Source organism: Streptomyces sp. NPDC096323 (assembly GCF_040302845.1).
In the GTDB taxonomy this organism is placed as follows: Bacteria; Actinomycetota; Actinomycetes; order Streptomycetales; family Streptomycetaceae; genus Streptomyces.
Window position 1 is genome coordinate 327,875 of the sequence record NZ_JBEOSI010000009.1, and the last position, 22,972, is coordinate 350,846.

The following is a 22,972-nucleotide window of genomic DNA, read 5'->3' on the forward strand; positions in this document are numbered from 1 at the left end:
CGATCGGAGGCCCCCGTAGCAGCGCTGTCTCTACCGGTCCAGCAGCCTGGCCAGCTCGGTCCGTGACCGCACGCCCAGCGCCGCGAACACATTGCGCAGGTGGTGGTCGACGGTCCGGGTGCTCACCGAGAGCCGCAGCGCCACCTCGCGGTTGGTGGCCCCCTCGGCGACGCACCGGGCGATGCGCTGCTGCTGCGGAGTGAGCGCGGACAGCGGATCCGTACCCCCCGCCGCGGCCGGGCCCTCCACGGCCTCCCCGGCGGCCCGCAGCTCACCGCTCGCCCTGTCGGTCCAGGCCCGCGCACCGCACCGCTCGAAGGCGACCAGGGCGTCGCGCAGCGGACCCCTGGCCTCCCGGGTGCGGCGGCGCCGGCGCAGCCACGCCCCGTACAGCAGCTGGGTGCGGGCGCGTTCGAAGTCGCCTCCTGCGCGGTCGTGGTGGGCGAGCGCCTCCTCGTACCGTCCGGCCACGTCGGCGGGCGCCGCCAGCAGGGCGCGGCAGCGGGCGAGCTGGGCGGGGGCCTGGGGATCGGTGGTGCGGGTGACCCACACGGCGAACTCCGCCACGGCGTCGGCGACCGGGTCCCCTCCCCTGCCCCGGTCCGCCCGCCCGGCCAGGACGGACGCCTCGACGTAGCACGGCACGGCGAGCATCCGGGTGGCGAAGTGCCCGCGCCGGGGGCCGGGCCGGACGAGCGGGTCGAGCCGGGCCGCCGCCGCTCCGGAGCGCCCCGCCGCCAGGTCCGCGCGGGCGAGCGCCCAGGTGGCCAGGGTCGCGGCCTGGGCGAGTCCGTGCGGTCCCGCCCCCGCGAGGGCCGCGTCGGCGTGGGTGGCGCAGGCCTCCGGGCCGCCCTCCACGGACGCGGCGAGCGCGAGCACGGCGTGCAGGTGGGAGGCGGTGTTGGGCTGTCCGGTACGCCGGGCGGCGTGCAGGCCCTCCCGCGCGTGGGCGCGGGCGGGACCATGGCGGCCGGCCCGGAGCTCGGCGTACGCCAGGTGCTCCAGTGCCTGCGGCAGCAGGGCCTCCGGGCCTGCCGACCGTACGACGGCCAGGGCCCGGGTCCCGAACCGGCAGGCGGCGTCGATGTCGCCCAGCACCAGGGCCGAGACCCCGCCGCGCATCAGGGTGGCGGGGTCGTGCGCCCGGCCCGCCGAGTCGAGGCAGCGGCGCAGCAGCGCCTGTCCTTCGGCGATGCGCCCGCACAGCACCGCGCTCATGCCGTCGCGGTACTGGGCGAGGGCCGGATCGGTCACGGCGACGGGGATCCGGGTCATGGCGTCGAGGTACGCGAGCGCGTCCCCCATCGCCCAGGCGGCCTCGGCGGCGCCGAGCTGGGCGTCGAGCGCGCGCGGCGGGTCGTGCGGTGCGAGCAGCGCCGCGGCGGTGAGGAGGGCCTCGTGGGCGTCGGCGGCCGGTCCGTCACGCAGGGCGAGCAGTCCCCGCACCAGATGCGCTCCGTGGTGCGCGGGGTGCGTGCCGGCCCGGGCCAGCAGGGCACGGGCCCGGCCGGCGTCGCCCGCGAGCCGGGTCTGTTCGGCGGCGTCGGTGAACCGGGCGGCCCGCGTCGCCTCGTCGGTGGAGAGCACGGCGGCACGGGCGAGCGCGGCCGCCCGCTCGGCATGCGGCCGCGGCGCCACGGCCGCCGCCTCCAGGGCGTCGGCCAGCCGGTCGTCCGGCCCCGCGGCGGCGCAGGCCCACTGGACGAGCGCGGGCAGCATGGACGGCACGGCCGCCCGCGCCCCGGCTCCGGGTGCGGGGGCGTCGCCGGGGCGCGCGAGAGGGGGGATGTACGAAACAGACGACGCATTCGCGACGGAGCCCGCCCCCGTGGTCCGTCGCTGTGGCCGGCGGACGCCGCCGCGGGCGCCCGGCGGGACCGTCGTCAGGAGGGTGGCGAGCAGTCCGTGCACCGCGCGCCGGTGCTGCGGGGAGGCGCGGTGCAGGACCGCCCGGCGCAGCAGCGGGTGGCTGAAGTGGAGGCGGTCGCCCGCGCGTTGGAGGGCTCCGGCGGTACCGGCCGGAGTGAGCAGGGCCTGGTCGAGCACGGCGGGGCCGAGACCGGCCGAGGCCGCCGCGCGGAGCAGGAGGGTCACGTCCGCCCCGGCGCCCTCCGGCTCGTGCTCCTGCGCGGCGGCTGCGAGCAGAAGCAGCGTGCGGGTGTCCGGGGGCAGCCCGTCGAGGCGGGCGGCGTGCGCGTCCAGGACCTCCTCGGCGCCGGGCAGCGGATAGGGCGGCGGGGTGCGGCCCGCCAGTTGGCCGGGGGTGAGCCGCGCGGCCAGTCCGGCGAGCAGCCGGGGGTTTCCGGCCGCCTCCCGGAGGAGCTCGCCGCGCACCACCGGGTCCACCCGGTCCGCGGCACCCGCGGCGTCGGTGATCCGGTCCAGGAGGGCCGCCGCCGCGTCGTCGCCGAGGGGGCCGAGCCGGAGGGCGGGCAGCCCCGCGAAGCTCGTCTCGTCGCCGGCGCCGATCAGCACCGCGACCCGGCTGCCCGCGCCGAGCCTGCGCGCAGCGAAGACGAGGGCGTCGCGCGAATCGGGGTCCCAGGCGTGCGCGTCGTCCACGCACACCAGCAGCGGCCGGTCCGCACCGAGTTGCCGCAGCAGCGCGAGCAGCGCGGTCGGGCTGATGCCGTCGCGCAGCACCCGGTCCGGCGGCGACGGGAGCGGGCCCGGCGCCGAACAGAGCAGGGCGTGCAGCCCGCTGTACGGCAGCCGCTGCTCGGCGGGGGCGGCGGTGGCGTACAGGACGGGTCCCGTGCGCCGGTCACGGTGTGCGGCCACGGCCTCGTCCAGGAGCGCGGTGCGGCCGACGCCGGGCAGCGCGGTCAGTACCAGCGCTCCGCCGTCACCCTGGTGCAGCCGGGCCAACAGGGTGTCCACAATGGCGAGTTCACCGCTGCGGCCGTACAGCCGGAGCGGACTGTGCACGGTCGTCGATGGAGTCACACCAGCACGTTACTTCCGCGTAAACAACGCCGGAAGACGCGCGTCCGGTCCCGCCCCGCCCCCGGCCGGTTGCGGGGCACCCTCCCAAGGCGGGCCGGTGTCGGCTGTGCACCCGCACAGTGCGGACCCGTTGCCGCGCGCGGCCCCTCCCGTGACGGGAACGGCGAAGGGCCGGACCGCCGTTCGCGGTCCGGCCCTCACCGGGCGTCAGGAGTCACGAGGTGTGGGGGCAGTTGCCCCGCGACTCGGCGATCGACAGGCTCGCCTGCGGGAGCGGGCAGAGGAACTGTTCGTAGCGGGTGTCGTTGTCGATGAAGCGCTTCAGCCACGAAATGCTGTACTTCGCGATCGTGGTATTGGAGGAGTTCGGGGTGAAGTGCGTGGCCCCGCGCAGCTCCACGTACGCCTTGTCCAGGCTGCTCGGCAGCGACTGGTAGAAGGGCTCGGAGTGGGTGGCGACGGGGGCGATCGTGTCGCCGTCCGCGCCGAAGATCAGGGTGGGCGTGCGGACTTCGGGCCATGTGGTGTCGAGGTTCCAGCCGGTCAGCGGGATCGCCGCCTGCAGCGAGGTGCGGCTCTTCGCGGCCTCGAGGGTGCCGCCACCGCCCATGGAGTGGCCCATCACGCCGAGCCGTGAGGTGTCGATCCGGCTGCGCACCGCACTGGACTGCGTCAGGTAGTCCAGCGCGGCCAGGAGCTGACGGCCGCGGCTGTCGGGCTGGTCGAGTGTGGTGTTGGTGTCGATGGTGAACACGACGAAGCCCTGGGAGGCGAGCCGTGGCCCGAGCCAGGCGATGCTGGACTGGTAGGCGGTGAAGCCGGGCGAGATGGCGACCGCGCCGAAGGTGCCGTCCGCGGTGGACGTCGGGTAGTAGATCGTGCCGCCGCCGAAGCCGCTGACACGCAGTGAGGACACGCTGGTCTCCGAGACCGCGTACGGGCCGCGGCTCGCCTCGATACTCGAGTTGCTCGGCGCCGGGCCGCGCTCGTAGGGGTTGCCGGCCGCCTGGGCGCCCGGCATCAGCGCGGTGCACAGACCCGCGGTGGCGACGGTGGCGGCCAGCAGGCCCTGGATGATGCGCGAGCGGCTCTTCGACATCCGGTGGCGCGGGGAGGTGTCGCCGGAGGGGAGGTGCTGCACGGGGGGTCCTCTCGGTCGTGGCGGGGTGCCACGCCGGGCAGGGACCGCCGGCCCGTCGTCACCGGGGGCCTTCGGGGTGCACCGCGTGGAACCGCCGTTGTTCTCTGGCGGTCGCCACTGTTGCGGTGCGCCCCGGTGGCGCACATCGGCAAGTTCACCGGTCTTGGACCGGCGGGTCCTCCCCTGCGAGACCTCGGCGGACCGGGTGCCCGGCCTCGCGAAGAGCGCCCGGACCTCAGCGGACCGGGTGCCCGGCCTCCCGCAGAGCGCTTTTGACCTCGGAGATCCGCAGGTCACCGAAGTGGAAGACGGACGCGGCGAGGACCGCGTCGGCCCCGGCTTCCACGGCCGGTGCGAAGTCCGCGAGCCGGCCCGCGCCACCGGAGGCGATGACGGGAACACTCACGTGCTTGCGCACGGCCTCGATCATCTCGGTGTCGTAGCCGTCCTTGGTGCCGTCGGCGTCCATCGAGTTGAGCAGGATCTCGCCCGCGCCCAGTTCCGCGGCCCGGTGTGCCCACTCGACGGCGTCGATGCCGGTGCCCTTGCGGCCGCCGTGCGTGGTGACCTCGAAGGTGCCGGCGGGGGTGCGGCGGGCGTCCACGGAGAGCACCAGGACCTGGCGGCCGAAGCGCTCGGCGATCTCCCGGATCAGCTCCGGCCGGGCGATGGCCGCGGTGTTGACGCCGACCTTGTCGGCTCCGGCCCGCAGGAGCTTGTCGACGTCGTCGGGGGCGCGGACGCCGCCGCCGACCGTGAGCGGGATGAAGACCTGCTCGGCGGTGCGGCGCACCACGTCGTAGGTCGTCTCCCGGTCACCGCTGGACGCGGTGATGTCCAGGAAGGTCAGCTCGTCGGCGCCCTCGGCGTCGTACAGCTTCGCCATCTCGACGGGGTCGCCGGCGTCGCGCAGGTTCTGGAAGTTGACGCCCTTGACGACCCGGCCGTTGTCCACGTCGAGGCAGGGGATGACCCGTACGGCGAGCGTCATCGCACACCTGCCCGGTAGGCCTCGACCTCGACCTCGACGACCAGGCTCGGGTCGACGAAACCGGACACGATGATCATGGAAGCGGCGGGGCGCACGTCGTCGAACAGCTCCTTGTGGGCGCGGCCGACGTCGTCGACGTCCCGGGCGTGCGTGATGTACATCCGGGTGCGGACGACGTCCTCGCGGCCCAGGCCCGTCTGCTTCAGCGCGTCGAAGGCCACCTGGAAGGAGGCGACGGTCTGCTCGTACGGGCTGCCCGCCGAGATCTGGCCGCCCACCACCGACGTGCAGCCGGCCACGAGCACCAGCCCGTTGGAGAGTTCGACCGCCCGGGAGTAGCCGAACTTCTCCTCCCAGGGGGCGCCGGAGGAGATGCGCTTGACGGAGTCGGTCATACGGAGACCGCCTCCAGCGCCTCTTCGAGGGTGAACGCCTTCGCGTACAGGGCCTTGCCGACGATCGCGCCCTCGACGCCCGCGGGGACGAGCGAGGAGATGGCCCGCAGGTCGTCGAGCGAGGAGACGCCGCCGGAGGCGACGACGGGCTTGTCGGTCGCCGCGCACACGTTCTTCAGGAGCTCCAGGTTGGGGCCCTGGAGGGTGCCGTCCTTGGCGATGTCGGTGACCACGTAACGGGCGCAGCCCTCGGAGTCGAGGCGGGCGAGCGTCTCGTAGAGGTCGCCGCCGTCGCGGGTCCAGCCGCGGCCGCGCAGCGTGGTGCCGCGGACGTCGAGGCCGACCGCGATCCTGTCGCCGAACTCGGCGATGACCTTGGCGACCCACTCGGGGGTCTCCAGGGCGGCCGTACCGAGGTTGACGCGGCGGCAGCCGGTGGCGAGGGCGGCGGCGAGCGAGGCGTCGTCGCGGATGCCGCCGGAGAGCTCGACCTTGATGTCCATGGCGCCGGCCACCTCGGCGATGAGCGCCCGGTTGTCACCGGTGCCGAAGGCGGCGTCCAGGTCGACGAGGTGCAGCCACTCGGCGCCCGAGCGCTGCCAGGCGAGTGCGGCCTCCAGAGGCGAGCCGTAGGAGGTCTCGGAGCCGGACTCGCCGTGCACCAGGCGGACCGCCTGGCCGTCGCGGACGTCAACGGCGGGGAGCAGTTCAAGCTTCGGCATTACAGCGTCTCGATCCAGTTGGTCAGCAGCTGGGCGCCGGCATCGCCGGACTTCTCGGGGTGGAACTGGGTGGCCCACAGCGCGCCGTTCTCCACGGCCGCCACGAACCGTTCGCCGTGCGTGGCCCAGGTGACCTTGGGGGCACGGATCTTGGCGTTGGTGACTTCGAGGGACCAGTCGTGCGCCGCGTAGGAGTGCACGAAGTAGTACCGCGCCCCGGCGTCGAGTCCGGCGAACAGCCGTGAGCCCTCGGGGGCCTCGACGGTGTTCCACCCCATGTGCGGGACGACGTCGGCCTGGAGCGGTCCGACGGTGCCGGGCCACTCGTCGAGCCCCTCGGTCTCCACTCCGTGCTCGATGCCGCGCTCGAAGAGGATCTGCATGCCTACGCAGATGCCCATGACGGGGCGCCCGCCGGAGAGCCGGCGGCCGATGATCCATTCGCCGCGGGCCTTCTTCAGCCCCTCCATGCAGGCGGAGAACGCGCCGACGCCGGGCACAAGCAGCCCGTCGGCGTTCATCGCCGTGTCGAAGTCGCGGGTGATCTCGACTTCGGCGCCGACGTGGGCGAGGGCGCGTTCGGCGGACCGGACGTTGCCGAAGCCGTAGTCGAAGACGACGACCTTCTTCTTCGTATCCACGTGTCGCTCCTCAGTCCCAGAGGCCCTGGATCCGCATGACGCCCGCTACGAGGCACATCACGGAGGCGATCGAAAGCAGCACGATGACGCCCTTGGGCATCCCCTGCTTCGAGAAGGAGTAGACCCCGCCGGCCAGGAACAGGCCGACCAGGATCAGGACGGTGTTGAGGCCGGTCACAGGGCGCCCTTCGTGGAGGGGAGGATGCCGGCCGCGCGCGGGTCGTGCTCGCTGGCGTAGCGCAGGGCGCGGGCGAGCGCCTTGAACTGGCACTCCACGATGTGGTGGGCGTTGCGCCCGTACGGGACGTGGACGTGCAGGGCGATCTGCGCCTGGGCGACGAAGGACTCCAGGATGTGCCGGGTCATCGTCGTGTCGTACTCGCCGATCATCGGCGCCATGTTCTCGGGCTCGGTGTGCACCAGGTACGGACGGCCGGAGAGGTCGACGGTGACCTGGGCGAGCGACTCGTCCAGCGGGACGGTGCAGTTGCCGAAGCGGTAGATGCCGACCTTGTCGCCGAGGGCCTGCTTGAACGCGGCTCCGAGGGCGAGGGCGGTGTCCTCGATGGTGTGGTGCGAGTCGATGTGCAGGTCGCCGTCGGTCTTGACCGTGAGGTCGAACAGTCCGTGGCGGCCGAGCTGGTCGAGCATGTGGTCGTAGAAGCCGACCCCGGTCGCGACATCGACCTTGCCGCTGCCGTCGAGGTTGATCTCGACGACGACGGAGGTTTCCTTGGTGGTCCGCTCCACTCTTCCTACGCGGGCCTCGCGAGTCATGCGTCGTGCTCCTTCTTCAGTTCGCGTACCGCATCGAGGAACGCGTCGTTCTCTGCCGGGGTCCCCGCGGAGACCCGCAGCCATCCCGGTACGCCGTTGTCCCGGACCAGGACGCCCCGGTCGAGGATGTGCCGCCAGGCGGTGTGGCTGTCGGCGAACCGGCCGAACTGGACGAAGTTGGCGTCCGAGTCGGTGACGTCGAAGCCCTGGGCGCGCAGTTCGGTGACGATCCGGTCGCGCTCGCTCTTGAGCTGCGCGACGTACCCGAGGAGCGTATCGGTGTGCTCCAGGGCGGCGAGCGCGGTGGCCTGGGTGACGGAGGACAGGTGGTACGGCAGCCGCACCAGCTGGACCGCGTCGACGACGGCCGGGTCCGCGGCGAGGTAGCCGAGCCGCAGTCCCGCGGCGCCGAACGCCTTGGACATGGTGCGGGAGAGCACCAGGTGGGGGCGGCCCTCGATCAGCGGGAGCAGGGAGGCGTGGTGGCTGAACTCGCCGTACGCCTCGTCGACCACGACCATCGAGGGACCGGCGGCCTGGGCGGCGTCGTGCAGGGCGAGGACGGTGTCCGCGTCGACGGCGGTGCCGGTGGGGTTGTTGGGCGAGGTGATGAACACGACGTCGGGGCGGTGCTCGGCGATGACCGCGCGGGCCGCGTCGACGTCGATGGTGAAGTCCTCGTTGCGCGGTCCGGAGATCCAGCCGGTGCCGGTGCCGCGGGCGATGAGGGCGTGCATCGAGTACGAGGGCTCGAAGCCGATGGCGGTACGGCCGGGGCCGCCGAAGGTCTGCAGCAACTGCTGGAGCACCTCGTTGGAGCCGTTGGCCGCCCACACGTTGGCCGGTCCGACCTCGTGCCCGGCGGTGCGGGTGAGGTAGCGGGCGAGTTCGGTGCGGAGCTCGACGGCGTCCCGGTCGGGGTAGCGGTTGAGGTTTCGGGCGGCCTCGCGGACCCGTTCGGCGATCCGGTCGACGAGGGCGTCGGGGAGCGGGTACGGGTTCTCGTTGGTGTTCAGCCGGACGGGTACGTCGAGCTGGGGCGCCCCGTACGGGGACTGGCCGCGCAGCTCGTCGCGGACGGGGAGGTCGTCGATGCGGGTCTTGCCGTTCGTCACTGCTGCGGAACCTTCCACCCGAACCTGGCCTTGAGCGCGGCGCCGTGGGCGGGGAGGTCCTCCGCCTCGGCGAGGGTCACCACGTGGTGGGTGACCTCGGCGAGCGCGTCGCGCGTGTAGTCGACGATGTGGATGCCGCGCAGGAAGGACTGCACGGACAGGCCCGAGGAGTGGCAGGCGCAGCCGCCGGTGGGCAGGACGTGGTTGGAGCCGGCGCAGTAGTCGCCGAGGGAGACGGGCGACCAGGGGCCGACGAAGATCGCGCCGGCGTTGCGGACGCGGGCGGCGAGGGCCGCGGCGCCGGCGGTCTGGATCTCCAGGTGCTCGGCGGCGTACGCGTCGACGACCTTGAGACCGTCCTCCAGGTCGTTGACGAGGACGATCGCGGACTGGCGGCCGGCCAGCGCGGGCTCGATCCGGTCGGTGACGTGCTTGGTCGCGGCGACCTGCTGCTCCAGCTCGGCCTCGGTGGCGGCGGCGAGCACCTCGGAGTCGGTGACCAGGACGGCGGCGGCCATCGGGTCGTGCTCGGCCTGGCTGATCAGGTCGGCGGCGACGTGGACCGGGTCGGCGGTGGCGTCGGCGAGGATCGCGATCTCGGTGGGACCGGCCTCGGCGTCGATGCCGATGCGGCCCTTGAGGAGGCGCTTGGCGGCGGCGACGTAGATGTTGCCGGGGCCGGTGACGAGGTTCACGGGCAGGCAGTCCTCGGTGCCGTACGCGAACATCGCGATGGCCTGGGAGCCGCCGGCGGCGTACACCTCGTCCACCCCGAGCAGGGCGCAGGCGGCCAGGATCGTGGGGTGCGGCAGTCCGCCGAACTCCTTCTGCGGCGGGGACGCGACGGCGATGCCCTCGACGCCCGCCTCCTGGGCGGGGACCACGTTCATCACGACGGAGGACGGGTAGACCGAACGCCCGCCCGGCACGTACAGCCCGACGCGTTCGACCGGCACCCACTTCTCGGTGACGGTGCCGCCGGGCACGACCTGGGTGGTGTGCGTGGTGCGGCGCTGCTCGCGGTGGACGAGACGGGCGCGGCGGATCGACTCCTCGAGGGCGGCGCGCACAGCGGGGTCGAGCCGCTCCAGCGCGTCGGTGATCGCGTCGGCCGGGACGCGGATCGAGCCGAGCCGCACCCCGTCGAGTTTCTCCCCCCAGTCGATCACTGCCGCCGAGCCACGATGGCGTACGTCCTCGCAGATGGGCCGCACCGTCTCCAGGGCGGCTTCCACGTCGAACTCGGCACGGGGCAGCAGGTCGCGCAGGGCGCCGCCCTCGGGGAGGGCATCGCCGCGCAGATCGATTCGAGAGATCACACCGCAATTCTCGCAGACCGCCGCAGACGCCCGGACGCCCGTATCACTGGCTGATACATGCCGTCGGTGTGACGGCTGACTATGTGCGTTCACGGGGTCACTCAGAGGGAATAAGGGGATTACCGATTCAGACCGCCTCGCAGGTGACGGTGGTCTTACGGCTCCGAGCGGAGGGAGCGTCGGTGACCGAACCGCACGACGAATTTCCGGACGGCCTCAGCCCCGCGGAACTGGGTATGTGGCAGTCCTTCCGGACCGGGACCACCTACGACCTGCGCGCCCGCGACGCGGCGCGCGACGATCCCTTCGCCCCGCACGTGTGGGGCCCCGAACGCAGCGTGGAGGCGCGCGTCGTCGCCCGGCTGCTGCTGAGCGGCCCGCAGCCCCGGCCGGGCCGGGTGGCGGCGCTGAAGCTCCGGGGGCTGCGGATCACCGGAAAGCTCGAACTCGCGGGCGGGCGCGTCGATCCCTACGTGGAGATGACGGGCTGCCGCTTCGATGAGGAAGTCCTGCTGCCCGAGTGCCACTTCACGACGCTGCGGCTGGTGGGGTGCGCGATGCCCCGGCTGGAGGCGGCGCGGCTGCGCACCGAGGGCGACCTGCATCTGCCGCGCTGCCGGGTCGAGCGGGGGATCCGGCTCACGGACGCCCAGATCGGCACGGATCTGCTGATCAGCCAGATCGACGTCGGGCCCGACCGGCAGGGGCGTGCGCTCGTCGGCGACGGCCTCTGCGTCGCCCAGGACCTGCAGGCCGAGATGATCGAGACGCTCGGCGAGCTGAGCCTGCGCGGGGCGAAGGTGGGCGGTTCGCTGAGTCTGCGCGGCAGCCGGCTGCGGGCGACGCAGGGACGCCGCGCGCTGAACGCCCCGCAGCTGAGCGTGGAGCGGACGCTGTACATGAGCGAGGCCTGGGTCAGCGTGGACACGGGCAACCAGGGCACCACTCCCCCGTACGGCATCGCCAACTCCCCGACACCGGCCCGCGGCACCCGCCCGCAGGTCTTCCGGTGCCGGGGCGGGGTGCGGCTGGACGACGGGCGGTTCGGTGACGCGATCGATCTGCACAAGGCCGTCTTCGTGCTGGCCGGCCACGAGGAGCTGTCCCTGCGCCGGACGGTCGCGCCGGAGCTCCGCTTCAATCCCGAACGCCCGGCGCGGGGACGGGTGGTGCTCAACGGGGCGAAGGTCGTCACGCTCATCGACGTGTCGACCAGCTGGCCGGGCCCGGGCGGTCTGGCGATGGGCGGTTTCGTGTACGAGAACCTCGTCCCGTACGGACACTTCCCGCTCTCCCGCCGGCTGGAGTGGGTGGCGGCGGCGACTCCGGAGTACGTGCCGGAACCGTACGAACGGCTGGCCGCCGTGCTCCGCAACAGCGGGGAGGACGCGGACGCCCGCGAGGTGCTGCTCGCCAAGCAGCGGCGCCGCCGCGAGACACTGCCGCCCGCCGCGAAGCTCTGGGGCTTCGTCCAGGACTGGACGGTGGCGTACGGCTACCGGCCGGGGCGGGCCGCGGTGTGGATGGCGGTGCTGTGGGCGGCGGGCGCGGTGGCGTTCGCGCGGTACGAACCGGCGTCGATCAAGGGGAGTGAGCATCCCGAGTGGAATCCGGCCCTGTACGCGCTGGATCTGCTGGTGCCGGTGATCAACCTCGGCCAGGACGGGTACTGGCGGCTGGAGGGCGGCTGGCAGTGGATCGCGGCGGCCCTGGTGCTGCTCGGATGGATACTGGCCACCACCGTCGCGGCGGGCGCCTCACGGCTGCTTCGCCGCGGCTGACCGGGTGCGCGGTCTGCCGGACGGCACCGGGGCCGCGCCCCTTGGGCCTTTCGCTGGGACCGTGCCGGGCTCACGGGGTCAGGCACACCCAGCAGGACCGACGGAATCAGGCCAGTTCCCGCGATTTCCTTTACTCTTTCTTGGACCGGGACAGGGCAACCCTCCCACTCGGCACCAAAGCTTCACAGCACCCCCCTGGCGCCGTCCCGACCTGCGCTTTTCAATGGTCTGCACCATGCCTTTCCTCCGCGCTCTGCTTCGTACCGCGCGTGTGATCCGGCACACCCCGGAGCTGTCCACCGGGTTGCCCGCCGACCATGCGGTGATGCTCGACGCCCCCGACGAGCGGCTGTCGCCCGTGCTGGTGGCCGCCGCCCTCGGGGAGTACGAGCCGGCCGCGAAGCTGCTGGCGACCACCAGGGACGCCGCCGAGTGGGAGAGCCGGGACCGCTATCTGAACCGGCTCGTGGCCTTCGCCCGCAGCCGGGACGGCTGGCTCCGCGACTGGCTGGCCGCCGCCCCGCACGACGGCGACGCGCTCCTCGTCAAGGCCCAGCTCGCGGTCGGGCGGGCCTGGGAGTCACCGGCCCGCGCCGAGCAGCTGCGCACGGTCGGGCCGATGATCACGGCGGCGGCTCGGAGCGATCCGCGCGATCCGGTGCCCTGGCGCCTCGCCCTGGACCACGCGCGCGGCACGCAGGCGACGCACACCACGTTCGAGGCGCTCTGGGAGCAGGCCCTGCAGCGCTCCACGCACCATTACGGCTGCCATGTCGCCGCCCTCCAGTACCTCTCGGCGGCCTGGTACGGCTCGCACCGCGAGTGCTTCGACTTCGCCGAGCGGGCGGCCGAGGACTCGCTGCCCAGCTCGCTGGTGCAGGCGTTGCCGCTGCGGGCCGCGTTCGCGGTGCTGACCCAGGGGCCGGGGGCCGGGTTCACCTCGGTGCAGGAGGAGCGGATCGACGCCGCGGCGGACCGGGCGATCTCGCTGTCCGCCTCCTTCGCCCCGGGCGACCCGTGGCCGGCCGAGGTGCGCAACCTGCTCGCGTACGTGCTGGTGGCGCGGGGCCGCTGGGGCGAGGCGCTGGAACAGTTCCGGCAGATCGGACCCCATGCGGCGTCGTTCCCGTGGGCCTTCGTCTCCGACGATCCGCTCGGCAGGTTCCTCGACGCACGCGACGGAGCGCGGCTCCGGGTGGCCTCCGGGACGCCGCTTCGCCACCGGGGCGTCCGGGGACGGGTCCGCGGCCATTACGCTTGACCGTTGTGACCACCGCTCGCCTGCCTCTGTTCCCGCTGAACGCGGTGCTGTTTCCCGGCCTCGTGCTGCCGCTGAACGTCTTCGAGGAGCGTTATCGCGCCATGATGCGCGAGTTGCTGAAGACCGACGAGGACGAACCGCGCCGCTTCGCCGTGGTCGCCATCCGCGACGGCCGCGAGACCGCCCGGACGGGCTCGGGCATGCCCGACGCGATGACCCTGCCCGCCGAGCGCGGCCCGGCGGACGGCTTCGGCCCCGACCCCGTCCAGACGTTCCACCGGGTCGGCTGCATCGCCGACGCGGCGAAGATCAGGGAGCGTTCGGACGGCAGCTTCGAGGTCCTGGCGACCGGCACCAGCCGGGTGAGGCTGCTGTCCGTGGACGCGAGCGGCCCGTATCTCATCGCTGAGCTCGAAGAGCTGGAGGAGGACCCGGGCGAGGAGGCCCAAGCGCTCACCGAGGGCGTCCTGCGGGCCTTCCGCAGCTACCAGAAGCGGCTGGCGGGCGCGAGCGAGCGCTCCCTGACCACGGGCGCGGACCTGCCGGACGAGCCGTCGGTGGTCTCCTACCTGGTCGCCGCCGCGGCGACCCTGGACGTCCCCGCCAGGCAGCGGCTCCTCCAGGCCCCGGACACCGCGACCCGGCTCCGCGAGGAGCTGACGATCCTGCGCTCCGAGACGGCCGTCATCCGTCACCTTCCGTCGCTGCCCGCCGTGGACCTCACCCTCGCCCCGACCCACCCCAACTGAGCGACCGGAGGGCCACACCCCCGTGGCGAAGAAGCCGAAGAAGCAGCCGCAGTCCGGCGGCACCCCCGCGACGGTCGCCCTGACCGCGGCGGGCACGGAGTTCACCGTGCACGCGTACGAACACGACTCCGCGTCGGCCTCCTACGGCGAGGAGGCGGCCGAGGCCCTGGGCGTCTCCCCGGACCGGGTGTTCAAGACCCTGGTAGCCGATGTGGACGGCCACCTGACGGTCGCGGTCGTCCCCGTGGCAGGCTCCCTGGACCTCAAGGCCCTGGCCTCGGCGGCCGGCGGCAAGCGCGCCACCATGGCGGACCCGGCGGCGGCGGAACGCACCACGGGCTACGTACGCGGCGGCATCTCCCCCCTGGGCCAGCGCAAACGGCTGCCCACGGTGCTGGACGCGTCCGCGCGGGAGCACGCGACGATCTGCGTATCGGCGGGCCGCCGGGGCCTGGAGGTCGAACTCTCCCCCGCGGATCTGGCGGCCCTGACGGACGCGGTATTCGCCCCGATCGGGCGGAGCTAGGCCCGTCGCCGTGGGGCCCCGGCCCAGCCATTTTCAGCCTCTCGGGCGATTGAGGAGCGGGGTCCGGGGCGGAGCCCCGGTTACGGGAAGGGGCGGGTAGGGGACAAGCCCCGCGCAGCGGCCCCGTCGGCCCCGCCCGCCCCGCTCACGCCGCCGGACCGCCCGACGGCGGCCCCCCCTCGGGCGAAGGCGAAGGCGGGGACGAGGGCGAAGGGGACGCCGACGGCGCCCCGGGCGCAGGCCCGTACGCAGGCCCCCCCGAGGGCTCCCCGTACACCCCCCACTCCGGCTCCGCATCCCGAGGCCCGAACAGCGCCGTCAACCCCAGGTGCACCGCCATCGCCGCCAGCGACCACGCCAGCAACGCTCCCTTCGCGTGCAGCTCCAGCGGTGCGTCGAAGATCACGCCCTTGCCGACCTCGCGGGCGTGGGCGACCACGTCGTCCGTGGGGCCCAGCCGGGTGCCGATCTGCCACGCCAGAAGCGAGCCGAGTACGCCGCCCACCGCGAGGGCCGCCACGAGGGCGATCCCGCCCTTGCGGTGGAACCAGAAGGCCAGCGCCGCGCTCACCGCACCGAAGGCGAGCGCGAGCAGCACGAACGTACCGTCGGCGCCGATCGCCTCCTCGCCCTCGCTGTCGCTGAGGAAGACGGCCGTGTCGTCGGAGACCAGCGGAACGCGCGGCGCGAGCCACAGCCAGAGCAGTCCGAGCGCCACCCCGGCGACCGTCACGGCGACGGCGACCAGTGCCGCCCGGCGCAGTTCCGCACGGAGTTCCACGTCCTCGGGCGACCGCAGCAGGGTCCCGAGGTGGGAGCCGCCGGGGCCGCCCCCCTTCGGCGGCTTCTGCCACGGGTCGTCGGGCGAGGGCTGGTGCGGCGGCGTCAGAGGTGCTGTCACCGTGCCATCGTGCCAGGCGTCCCTGTGCCGCGCCTCACCGGACCGCTGCCCTGCGGTACGCCCACGCCGCCACGGCGAGCGAGAGGACGCCCACAGCGGCGCAGACGGCGAGATCGAGGCCGACGACGGCCCAGTCGGGGTGGGCGTCGAAGGACCGGGAGAGCGCCTCGACTCCGTACGTGGAGGGCAGCAGGTCGCGGGCCCAGCTGATGGGCTCCGGCAGCCGGGCGGCGGGGAGCACTCCCAGCAGCAGCGCCGCGGACATGCCGAGCTGTCCCAGCAGGGTCGCGAGCTCCTGCCGCGGGGCGAGCAGCCCAAGGGCGGCGCCGAGGCCGGAGAGGGCCGCGCCGGAGAGCGGGATGACGGCGACGAGGACCCACAGGTGGGTCATCGGCAGCCCGAAGAGCACGCTGCCGGTCACGGCGGTCACGATCGTGCCGGGCACGGTGAACGAGGCGTACGCCCCGGCCGTACCGAGGACCACGGCGGCGGGCGGCACCGGAAGGGTCGCGTAGTGGTCGAGTCCGCCGGCGGCCCGCAGCTGCCCGAAGTACTGGGCGAGCAGGTTCAGCGCGACGAAGGCGACGACCAGGACGCTGGAGCCGGCCACGACGGCGCGGGCCTCGGAGCCCCCGTCCACGACCCCGCGCATCAGGACCATGATCCCGACGGACTGGAAGGTCGCCACGAAGAGCAGCGGGATCCTGGCGACCCGGGCCCGGGACAGCTGGGCCCGGTAGACCGCGGCCAGCGAGGGGAAGAGCCGGGCGCGCGGGGCGAGCGGCGCGGGCACCGCGCCCCGCACGCCGTCCTCGTGACCCGCCGGGCCGGACGTACCGATGGGCCGCGCCGGACGGCCCCCCGCGCTCTCCTGCCGGTCCGCTCCGGCCACCGAGCCACTGATCCCGCTCACGACTTGACCAGCCCCTTGGTGGCGTCGGTGGCGTCCCCGCCGAGCGCCAGATAGACATCTTCGAGGCTGGGTGTCGCCAGGGTGAAGTCGTCGAGTGCGGCGAAGGCCGCGCCACCGGTGACGGCGGCGACCGCCGCCCGCGCCTCGTCCGGCCCGAGCCGCAGCACCCAGCGGCGCCCGGACTCCTGCGCGGACGCCCGCAGGGCGGCGACCTCGGGGACATCCAGCGGTGCCCGCTCGCGCCACACCAGTTCCACCCGGACCTCGCCCGCGACCCGCTCCTTGAGCCCGGCCGGGGTGTCGCAGGCGATGACCTTGCCGCGTTCGATGACGGCGACCCGGTCGAGGACGGTCTCGGCCTCGATGACGTTGTGGGTGACCAGCAGCACCGTCGCACCGCGTTCGGCGCGCCGCCGGTCGACGGCGGCCCAGACGGCGCGCCGGGCCACGGGGTCCATGCCGGTCGTCGGCTCGTCGAGGATGAGCACCGGCCGCTCCCCGACCAGCGCGGCCGCGACACAGGCGAGCCGCCGCTGTCCGCCGGAGAGCTTCTTCAGGGGCCGGCCGGCGAGTTCGCCGAGGCCGAGTTCGCCGAGCACCGCGTCGCGTTCGGCCCGGGCCTCGCGCACCGGCAGGCCGCGCAGCCGCCCGGTGGTCTCGGCGGCGAGGCCGACGGTCAGTTCGTCGAGGGCGGTCGACTCCTGCCCGAGGTAGCCGATCAACCGGGAGGCCCGTTCCGGGTGGCGGACGAGGTCGTGGCCCAGCAGGTCGACGCTGCCGGAGTCCGGCCGCATCAGTCCGGTGAGCTGTCGTACGAGGGTGGATTTGCCGGCGCCGTTGGGGCCGAGCAGTCCGAAGATCTCACCGCGCCGGATGTCCAGGCTGATGCCGTCGGTGGCGCGCACCTCGGGTGTGGCGGGGGTGCCCCGCCGCCCCCGGGCCGCGGGGTAGGTCTTGACCAGGTCGCGCACCGCGCACACGGTGCCGTTCGCCGTCTGCGCCTGTGCTGTGCCCGTACTCACGAGGTACGAGAGTACGGGGTCCGGGGACCCGCATTACGCCCGGGGCCGCACCGATCGGACATCAACGCAGCAATTGCGTGCCGGGTTGAGCGCCGTGCGTATTGAGCCGGCCGCAGTCCCCTGGCGGCCTCAGTCCCGCGGCGGCACCGGTCCCTGGCCCGAGTCGGTCCCGAGCCGGCTCCGCTCCCGATCCGGCCTCAGTCCCGGGACGGCACCGCGTTCTCCGGTTTGCCTGCGGCCGCGTGCCGGTCGGCCGCCCCGCCGGGTTTCTCACCCGCGGGCGCGTGCTCCGCGGCGGCCCGTACGTCGATCTCGCGCCAGAATCCCGCCCGGATCGCGTACCGGTCGTGCTCGTCGATCTGGTCGTCCTTGTGGGCGAGCAGTCCGAAGCGGGCCGCGTACCGCAGGAGCTCGCCGTCGATGCGGTGCGGGATGCGGGGGTACATGGTGGACAGCTTCTGCAGGTGAACGGTCTCCGGCAGGCGCTCCATCCAGCGCCGGGCGAAGACCTGGCCCACCTCGAAGGGGTCGCCGCCGACCGTGGTGATGTCCTCCTCCCGGTCCGCCCAGCGCTGCTCGGCGGTGGTGAGCTGGGCAAGCGTCGGCAGGGAGGCGGTCTCCGGGGGTTCGCCGAGGGGGCCGCCGCGCTCCACCCAGCCCCGGTCGGACGACCAGCGCAGGGTCGCGTTGGCGAGCGGCGGGGCGGGGTGGTGCCGGTCCGCCTGGGCGGCGGGGCCGCGCAGGGTGCCCGCGAGGTCCTTCGGGGTGGGGACGCCTCTGCCGTTGTGGGTGTGCGAGGTGTGGCCGGGGGCCTCGTCGCCCTGCGCGGACGTCCCGTTGCGGGCGGCCTGGGCCTCCTGGGCCTCCTGGGCCTCCTGAGCTTCCTGGGCCCGCTCGGCGGAGGCCGCGAGGGCTGCCTCGGGCAGCGGCGCGGAGAGGATCGCGGCGATCTCGGGGCGCGGGACGGGAGGCGGGGCACAGGCGCCGCCGGTCTCCTTGGCCCGTACGGCCTGGGTGATCCAGGCCCGGTCCAGCACGCGCCGCTCGTCGGCCTCGGCGACCAGGTCCTCCGACTGGTTGTAGTCGCCGTCGGCCGCCTGGACGGCCCAGAGATGGACGGCGACTCCGTGTTCCTTCGCGGACATCAGGCCGGGCAGCAGATCGCCGTCACCGGTGACCAGCACGACGTCCGAGCAGGCCCGGTTCCGGGCCAGTTCGGTGAGCTCGGCGTGCATCGCCGCGTCGACGCCCTTCTGCGCCCACCGTCCGTCACTGCGGGTCAGGGCTCCCAGCCGTACCGTCACCCGCGGCATGACGCGCAGCCTGCGGTGTTCGGGCTGCGGTACGCGGTCGGGGGCGCCGTCGAACCAGTAGATCCGCAGCAGCGGCTGTTCCGTATCCGCCTCGGCCCGCTCTCTCAGCCCCTGGATCAGCGCCGCGTGGTCGACGGTGATGCGGGAACGGGCGGGCTCACCGGCCAGCAGACTCGCGGCTGCGCCCAGCAGGTAGCCGGCGTCCACCAGGACGACGCAACGGTCCACGCGTTCCACCCTCTTCCAGGCTTTTCGGGAACGGGTTCGGCGGGTCCGGTCTTCAGGAAGGGGCGGATCCGCTTACTCAGGGTTTCCTTCGAGTCTGCCCGACCACGCGAGGGTTAACGGCCGGAACTCGATCATCGGCGTGGCGGATCCGGAAATCGGCGCATCATACCCCCGCACTACGCATGGTAATGATCCAACATGCGATGTTTATCCGATTATGTGAATCTGACAGCGGTCCTGGCCCCGAGAGTCCCCCTAGGAGGAACACCATGGCCAAGAACAAGAACCGCAAGCAGAGCAGCCAGCAGGACCGCGCGTCCGAGTCGGAGCGCGGTGCGCAGGAGGCGCGGTCCACGGCTTTCGAGTCGCAGAACCAGCCCCAGGCGCAGTCCCAGGGCAGCCCTGCCGATGTTGCGCGTAAGCATCAGCGGCGCTTCGGCCACAACTGACCGGACTTCTCCGGTACGGCCACAGGCCGGCAGCCGAAGAGGGGCGCACCCGCTTTCGCGGGGCGCCCCTCTCGTGCGTGCGCGGGCGGGCGGCCGGTGCTCAGCCGGCCAGACAGGACGGGCCGAGGAGCACCTTCAGATCGCCGAAGAGCGCCGGGTCGGCCTTCACGCGGTGCCGGTCGAGCCGGAGCACCGTCGTCTTGCGGGGGCCCTGCAGCCTGATCCGCACCTCGGTGTCGCCCCGGTGGCTGCTCAGCACCTCGCCGAGCCGGCTGACCATGGGCGGGGTGATCTTGACGGTGGGGATGGTCAGGACTACGGGCGCGTTGGTTCCGGCGTTGGAGATGTCCGGGACCTGCATCTCCATGGCGACCAGCCGGGGCACGTCCTCGCGCTTGTCGAGCCGGCCCTTGACGAAGACCACGGTGTCCTCGACGAGCTGGGTGGAGACCAGCTGGTAGGTGGCCGGGAAGAACATGCACTCGATAGAGCCGGCCAGGTCCTCGACGGTGGCGATGGCCCAGGCGTTGCCCTGCTTGGTCATCTTGCGCTGGAGGCCGGAGATGATGCCGCCGATGGTGACGATCGCGCCGTCGCTGTGCTCGCCGCCGGTGAGCTGCGAGATCGTCGCGTCCGACTTGTCGCTCAGCACGTGCTCGATGCCGAAGAGCGGGTGGTCGGAGACGTAGAGCCCGAGCATCTCGCGCTCCTGGGCCAGCAGGTAGGACTTCTCCCACTCGATGTCGGAGAACTCCACGTCGAGCCCGAAGCCCGGCTCGTCGCTGTCCTCCTCACCGCCGCCGAAGAGGTCGAACTGCCCCTCGGCCTCCTTGCGCTTGACCTGCACCACGTTGTCGATCATCGGCTCGTGGTGCGCGACGAGGCCCTTGCGGGTGTGGCCCATCTCGTCGAAGGCGCCGGCCTTGATGAGCGACTCCACGGTCCGCTTGTTGCAGACGACCGCCTCGACCTTGTCGAGGAAGTCGGGGAAGCTGCTGTACTTCCCCTTCGCCTTGCGGCACCGGATGATCGAGTCGACGACGTTCTGGCCGACGTTACGGATGGCCGTCAGTCCGAAGAGGATGACGTCGTCACCCTGGGCGGCGAAGTTGGACTCGGACTCGTTCACGTTCGGCGGGAGCACCTTGATGCCCATGCGCCGGCACTCGTTGAGGTAGACCGCCGACTTGTCCTTGTCGTCCTTGACCGAGGTGAGCAGCGCCGCCATGTACTCGGCGGGGTAGTTCGCCTTGAGGTAGCCGGTCCAGTAGGTGACCAGCCCGTACGCGGAGGAGTGCGCCTTGTTGAAGGCGTATCCGGCGAACGGGACCAGCACGTCCCACAGCGCCTTGATCGCGGCGTCGGAGAAGCCGTTCTTCTTGGCGCCGGCCTCGAAGAGGACGAAGTTCTTCGCGAGCTCGTCGGCCTTCTTCTTGCCCATCACGCGGCGCAGGATGTCGGCCTCGCCGAGCGAGTACCCGGCGACGATCTGGGCGGCCTTCTGCACCTGCTCCTGGTACACGATCAGGCCGTAGGTGAGGCCGAGGACCTCCTTGAGCGGCTCCTCCAGCTCCGGGTGGATCGGAGTGATCTCCTGGCGGCCGTTCTTGCGCTCGGCGTAGTTCGTGTGCGAGTTCATGCCCATCGGGCCCGGCCGGTACAGGGCCGAGACGGCGGAGATGTCCTCGAAGTTGTCGGGCTGCATCTGGCGCAGCAGGGAGCGCATCGGCCCGCCGTCGAACTGGAACACCCCGAGCGTGTCACCGCGGCAGAGCAGTTCGTACGTCTTGGGGTCGTCCAGCGGCAGCGCCAGCATCTCCAGGTCGATGCCCTTGTTGGCCTTCACCATCTTGATGGCGTCGTCCATGATCGTCAGGTTGCGCAGTCCCAGGAAGTCCATCTTGAGCAGGCCGAGCGACTCGCACTGGGGGTAGTCCCACTGTGTGATCGTCACGCCGTCGGTGTGCCGCACCCAGATCGGCGCGTGGTCGACGATCGGCTCGCTGGACATGATCACGCCGGCCGCGTGCACGCCCATCTGCCGGACCAGGCCCTCCACACCCTTCGCGGTGTCGATGACCTTCCGGACGTCCGGCTCGTTCTCGTACATCCCCCGGATCTCGCCGGCCTCGCTGTAGCGCGGGTGCTTGGGGTCGGTGATGCCGTTGAGGTCGATGCCCTTGCCGAGGACGTCGGCGGGCATGGCCTTGGTGAGGCGGTCGCCCATCGCGTACGGGTAGCCGAGGACGCGGGCCGAGTCCTTGATCGCGTTCTTGGCCTTGATCTTGCCGTAGGTTCCGATCATGGCGACCTTGTCGGCGCCGTACTTCTCCGTCACATAGCGGATCACCTCGACGCGCCTGCGCTCGTCGAAGTCGATGTCGACATCGGGCATGGAGACGCGCTCGGGGTTGAGGAAGCGCTCGAAGATCAGTCCGTGCTCGATCGGGTCGAGGTCGGTGATGCCCATCGCGTACGAGACGATCGAACCGGCGGCGGATCCCCGTCCCGGGCCGACCGCGATGCCGTTGTTCTTGGCCCACATGATGAAGTCGGCGACGACCAGGAAGTACCCCGGGAACCCCATCTGGATGATGATGTCCATCTCGTACTCGACCTGCTTCTGCCGGTCCTCGGGGACCCCGCCCGGGAAACGGCGGTTCATCCCGACGCGGACCTCCTCCTGGAACCAGGTGATCTCCGTGTACCCGTCCGGGATGTCGAACTTCGGCATCAGGTCGCGCTTCTCGAACATCCCGGAGGTGTCGATCTGCTGCGCGACCAGCAGGGTGTTGGCGCAGCCCTGCTGCCAGGCGTCCGAGGAGTCGACGGCGTACATCTCGTCCGTCGTCTTGAGGTAGTAGCCGGTGCCGTCGAAGCGGAAGCGGTCCGGGTCGGAGAGGTTCTTGCCGGTCTGGATGCAGAGCAGCGCGTCGTGCGCGGCGGCCTCGCTGGCGTAGGTGTAGTGCGAGTCGTTGGTCACGAGCGGCGGGATGTTCAGCTTCTTGCCGATTTCGAGGAGTCCGTCACGGACCCGGCGCTCGATCTCGATGCCGTGGTCCATCAGCTCCAGGAAGTACTTGCCCTCGCCGAAGATGTCCTTGTAGTCGGAGGCCGCCTGGACCGCCTCGTCGAACTGTCCGAGCCGCAGCCGGGTCTGCACCTCGCCCGAGGGGCAGCCGGTGGACGCGATCAGGCCCTCGGACCACTGGGAGATGGTCTCCTTGTCCATGCGCGGCCACTTCTGCAGCCAGCCCTCGGCGTAGGCGTCCGAGGACAGCTTGAAGAGGTTGTGCAGCCCCTTGGCGTTGGACGCCCAGATCGTCTTGTGGGTGTATCCGCCGGAACCGGAGACGTCGTCCCGCTTCTGGTGCGGCTGGCCCCACTGGATCTTCCGCTTGTGCTTGCGCGACTCGGGAGCGACGTACGCCTCGATCCCGATGATCGGCGTCACGTCCGCCTTCCGGGCGGAGTGGAAGAAGTCGTACGCCCCGTGCAGGTTGCCGTGGTCCGTCATGGCGATATGGGACATGCCCATGTCGTTACAGGCCTCGAACATGTCCTTGAGCCGCGCGGCACCGTCCAGCAGCGAGTACTGGGTGTGGACGTGAAGGTGCGTGAAAGGCGGCTTGGTCACGGCGCTGTGCCTCCGGGGGAACGGCGGATGTCGGCTGGGGGGACAGCGTGGAAGTCTACGTCTCCGAGATGACAAGCGACGGGCACTCCGCGATACGGTCGCGCGTTGGAAGGGCGAGGACACCCGTTCCTTTTGTCATGTACGT

20 protein-coding genes are annotated in these 22,972 nt (G+C 72.4%); 5 read left to right on the forward strand and 15 right to left on the reverse strand.

Features of this window, described 5'->3' with window-relative positions; translation table 11 throughout:
* Positions 1-30: 30 nt before the first annotated feature.
* The 10 genes from ABTX18_RS25830 to hisD form a co-directional block, all read right to left on the reverse strand.
* The gene (locus ABTX18_RS25830) at positions 31-2,946 is read right to left on the reverse strand and encodes a helix-turn-helix transcriptional regulator (RefSeq protein ID WP_352125120.1); all 2,916 of its coding nucleotides are present in this window, start codon (positions 2,944-2,946) and stop codon (positions 31-33) included.
* 214 nt (positions 2,947-3,160) lie between these two features.
* The gene (gene bdeA, locus ABTX18_RS25835) at positions 3,161-4,045 is read right to left on the reverse strand and encodes a bis(hydroxyethyl) terephthalate hydrolase (RefSeq protein ID WP_352125209.1); all 885 of its coding nucleotides are present in this window, start codon (positions 4,043-4,045) and stop codon (positions 3,161-3,163) included.
* Between the two features lie 277 nt (positions 4,046-4,322).
* The gene (hisF, locus tag ABTX18_RS25840) at positions 4,323-5,078 is read right to left on the reverse strand and encodes an imidazole glycerol phosphate synthase subunit HisF (protein WP_352125121.1); all 756 of its coding nucleotides are present in this window, start codon (positions 5,076-5,078) and stop codon (positions 4,323-4,325) included.
* The gene (locus ABTX18_RS25845) at positions 5,075-5,473 is read right to left on the reverse strand and encodes a RidA family protein (RefSeq protein WP_352125122.1); all 399 of its coding nucleotides are present in this window, start codon (positions 5,471-5,473) and stop codon (positions 5,075-5,077) included. Before ABTX18_RS25845 ends, hisF begins: the two co-directional genes overlap by 4 nt.
* Entirely contained in the window at positions 5,470-6,195 is a 726-nt protein-coding gene (gene priA / locus ABTX18_RS25850; RefSeq protein ID WP_352125123.1) for a bifunctional 1-(5-phosphoribosyl)-5-((5-phosphoribosylamino)methylideneamino)imidazole-4-carboxamide isomerase/phosphoribosylanthranilate isomerase PriA, read from the reverse strand. Before priA ends, ABTX18_RS25845 begins: the two co-directional genes overlap by 4 nt.
* Positions 6,195-6,836, reverse strand: coding sequence for an imidazole glycerol phosphate synthase subunit HisH (hisH, locus tag ABTX18_RS25855; protein WP_352125124.1), 642 nt, complete (start codon positions 6,834-6,836; stop codon positions 6,195-6,197). Before hisH ends, priA begins: the two co-directional genes overlap by 1 nt.
* Positions 6,837-6,846: 10 nt before the next feature.
* A complete protein-coding gene (locus ABTX18_RS25860; RefSeq protein ID WP_266777672.1) occupies positions 6,847-7,014 on the reverse strand; it encodes a CG2302 family histidine operon protein in 168 nt (55 codons plus the stop codon).
* A complete protein-coding gene (gene hisB / locus ABTX18_RS25865) occupies positions 7,011-7,613 on the reverse strand; it encodes an imidazoleglycerol-phosphate dehydratase HisB (protein WP_327711573.1) in 603 nt (200 codons plus the stop codon). Before hisB ends, ABTX18_RS25860 begins: the two co-directional genes overlap by 4 nt.
* The gene (locus ABTX18_RS25870; protein ID WP_352125125.1) at positions 7,610-8,728 is read right to left on the reverse strand and encodes a histidinol-phosphate transaminase; all 1,119 of its coding nucleotides are present in this window, start codon (positions 8,726-8,728) and stop codon (positions 7,610-7,612) included. Before ABTX18_RS25870 ends, hisB begins: the two co-directional genes overlap by 4 nt.
* A complete protein-coding gene (gene hisD / locus ABTX18_RS25875) occupies positions 8,725-10,047 on the reverse strand; it encodes a histidinol dehydrogenase (protein ID WP_352125126.1) in 1,323 nt (440 codons plus the stop codon). Before hisD ends, ABTX18_RS25870 begins: the two co-directional genes overlap by 4 nt.
* A gap of 182 nt (positions 10,048-10,229) precedes the next feature.
* Between hisD and ABTX18_RS25880 the strand changes: the two genes are divergently transcribed.
* The 4 genes from ABTX18_RS25880 (at position 10,230) to ybaK (ending at position 14,364) form a co-directional block, all read left to right on the forward strand.
* The gene (locus ABTX18_RS25880) at positions 10,230-11,828 is read left to right on the forward strand and encodes an oxidoreductase (RefSeq protein WP_352125127.1); all 1,599 of its coding nucleotides are present in this window, start codon (positions 10,230-10,232) and stop codon (positions 11,826-11,828) included.
* A gap of 223 nt (positions 11,829-12,051) precedes the next feature.
* Positions 12,052-13,089 carry a hypothetical protein gene (locus ABTX18_RS25885; RefSeq protein WP_352125128.1) on the forward strand — a complete coding sequence of 346 codons (1,038 nt, stop codon included), beginning with the start codon at positions 12,052-12,054 and terminating at the stop codon, positions 13,087-13,089.
* A gap of 5 nt (positions 13,090-13,094) precedes the next feature.
* Positions 13,095-13,838, forward strand: a complete 744-nt coding sequence (locus tag ABTX18_RS25890) for an LON peptidase substrate-binding domain-containing protein (RefSeq protein WP_352125129.1) — start codon at positions 13,095-13,097, stop codon at positions 13,836-13,838.
* A 22-nt stretch (positions 13,839-13,860) separates the two neighbouring features.
* Positions 13,861-14,364, forward strand: coding sequence for a Cys-tRNA(Pro) deacylase (ybaK, locus tag ABTX18_RS25895; protein ID WP_352125130.1), 504 nt, complete (start codon positions 13,861-13,863; stop codon positions 14,362-14,364).
* A 145-nt stretch (positions 14,365-14,509) separates the two neighbouring features.
* On the opposite strand, the gene ABTX18_RS25900 is transcribed toward ybaK, so the two are convergent.
* The 4 genes from ABTX18_RS25900 to ABTX18_RS25915 form a co-directional block, all read right to left on the reverse strand.
* Positions 14,510-15,265, reverse strand: a complete 756-nt coding sequence (locus ABTX18_RS25900; protein ID WP_352125131.1) for an ABC transporter permease — start codon at positions 15,263-15,265, stop codon at positions 14,510-14,512.
* A 34-nt stretch (positions 15,266-15,299) separates the two neighbouring features.
* Complete coding sequence (locus tag ABTX18_RS25905) at positions 15,300-16,106, reverse strand: ABC transporter permease (protein ID WP_503061210.1); 807 nt, start codon at positions 16,104-16,106, stop codon at positions 15,300-15,302.
* A 68-nt stretch (positions 16,107-16,174) separates the two neighbouring features.
* Positions 16,175-17,158 carry an ABC transporter ATP-binding protein gene (locus tag ABTX18_RS25910; protein ID WP_352125211.1) on the reverse strand — a complete coding sequence of 328 codons (984 nt, stop codon included), beginning with the start codon at positions 17,156-17,158 and terminating at the stop codon, positions 16,175-16,177.
* 239 nt (positions 17,159-17,397) lie between these two features.
* Complete coding sequence (locus tag ABTX18_RS25915; RefSeq protein ID WP_352125132.1) at positions 17,398-18,750, reverse strand: NYN domain-containing protein; 1,353 nt, start codon at positions 18,748-18,750, stop codon at positions 17,398-17,400.
* 260 nt (positions 18,751-19,010) lie between these two features.
* Here ABTX18_RS25915 and ABTX18_RS25920 point away from each other — a divergent pair, with 260 nt between their 5' ends.
* Positions 19,011-19,190 carry a hypothetical protein gene (locus ABTX18_RS25920; protein ID WP_352125133.1) on the forward strand — a complete coding sequence of 60 codons (180 nt, stop codon included), beginning with the start codon at positions 19,011-19,013 and terminating at the stop codon, positions 19,188-19,190.
* Between the two features lie 100 nt (positions 19,191-19,290).
* Here the strand turns inward: ABTX18_RS25920 and dnaE are convergent, their stop codons facing one another.
* The gene (gene dnaE / locus ABTX18_RS25925; RefSeq protein ID WP_352125134.1) at positions 19,291-22,827 is read right to left on the reverse strand and encodes a DNA polymerase III subunit alpha; all 3,537 of its coding nucleotides are present in this window, start codon (positions 22,825-22,827) and stop codon (positions 19,291-19,293) included.
* Positions 22,828-22,972 lie beyond the last annotated feature (145 nt).

Bases quoted from the DNA above. Each gene is read 5' to 3' on its own strand.
- bdeA (WP_352125209.1), bottom strand. From the start codon at position 4,045: ATGTCGAAGAGCCGCTCGCGCATCATCCAGGGCCTGCTGGCCGCCACC.
- hisF (WP_352125121.1), bottom strand. From the start codon at position 5,078: ATGACGCTCGCCGTACGGGTCATCCCCTGCCTCGACGTGGACAACGGC.
- ABTX18_RS25845 (WP_352125122.1), bottom strand. From the start codon at position 5,473: ATGACCGACTCCGTCAAGCGCATCTCCTCCGGCGCCCCCTGGGAGGAG.
- priA (WP_352125123.1), bottom strand. From the start codon at position 6,195: ATGCCGAAGCTTGAACTGCTCCCCGCCGTTGACGTCCGCGACGGCCAG.
- hisB (WP_327711573.1), bottom strand. From the start codon at position 7,613: ATGACTCGCGAGGCCCGCGTAGGAAGAGTGGAGCGGACCACCAAGGAA.
- ABTX18_RS25885 (WP_352125128.1), top strand. From the start codon at position 12,052: ATGGTCTGCACCATGCCTTTCCTCCGCGCTCTGCTTCGTACCGCGCGT.
- ABTX18_RS25920 (WP_352125133.1), top strand. From the start codon at position 19,011: ATGGCCAAGAACAAGAACCGCAAGCAGAGCAGCCAGCAGGACCGCGCG.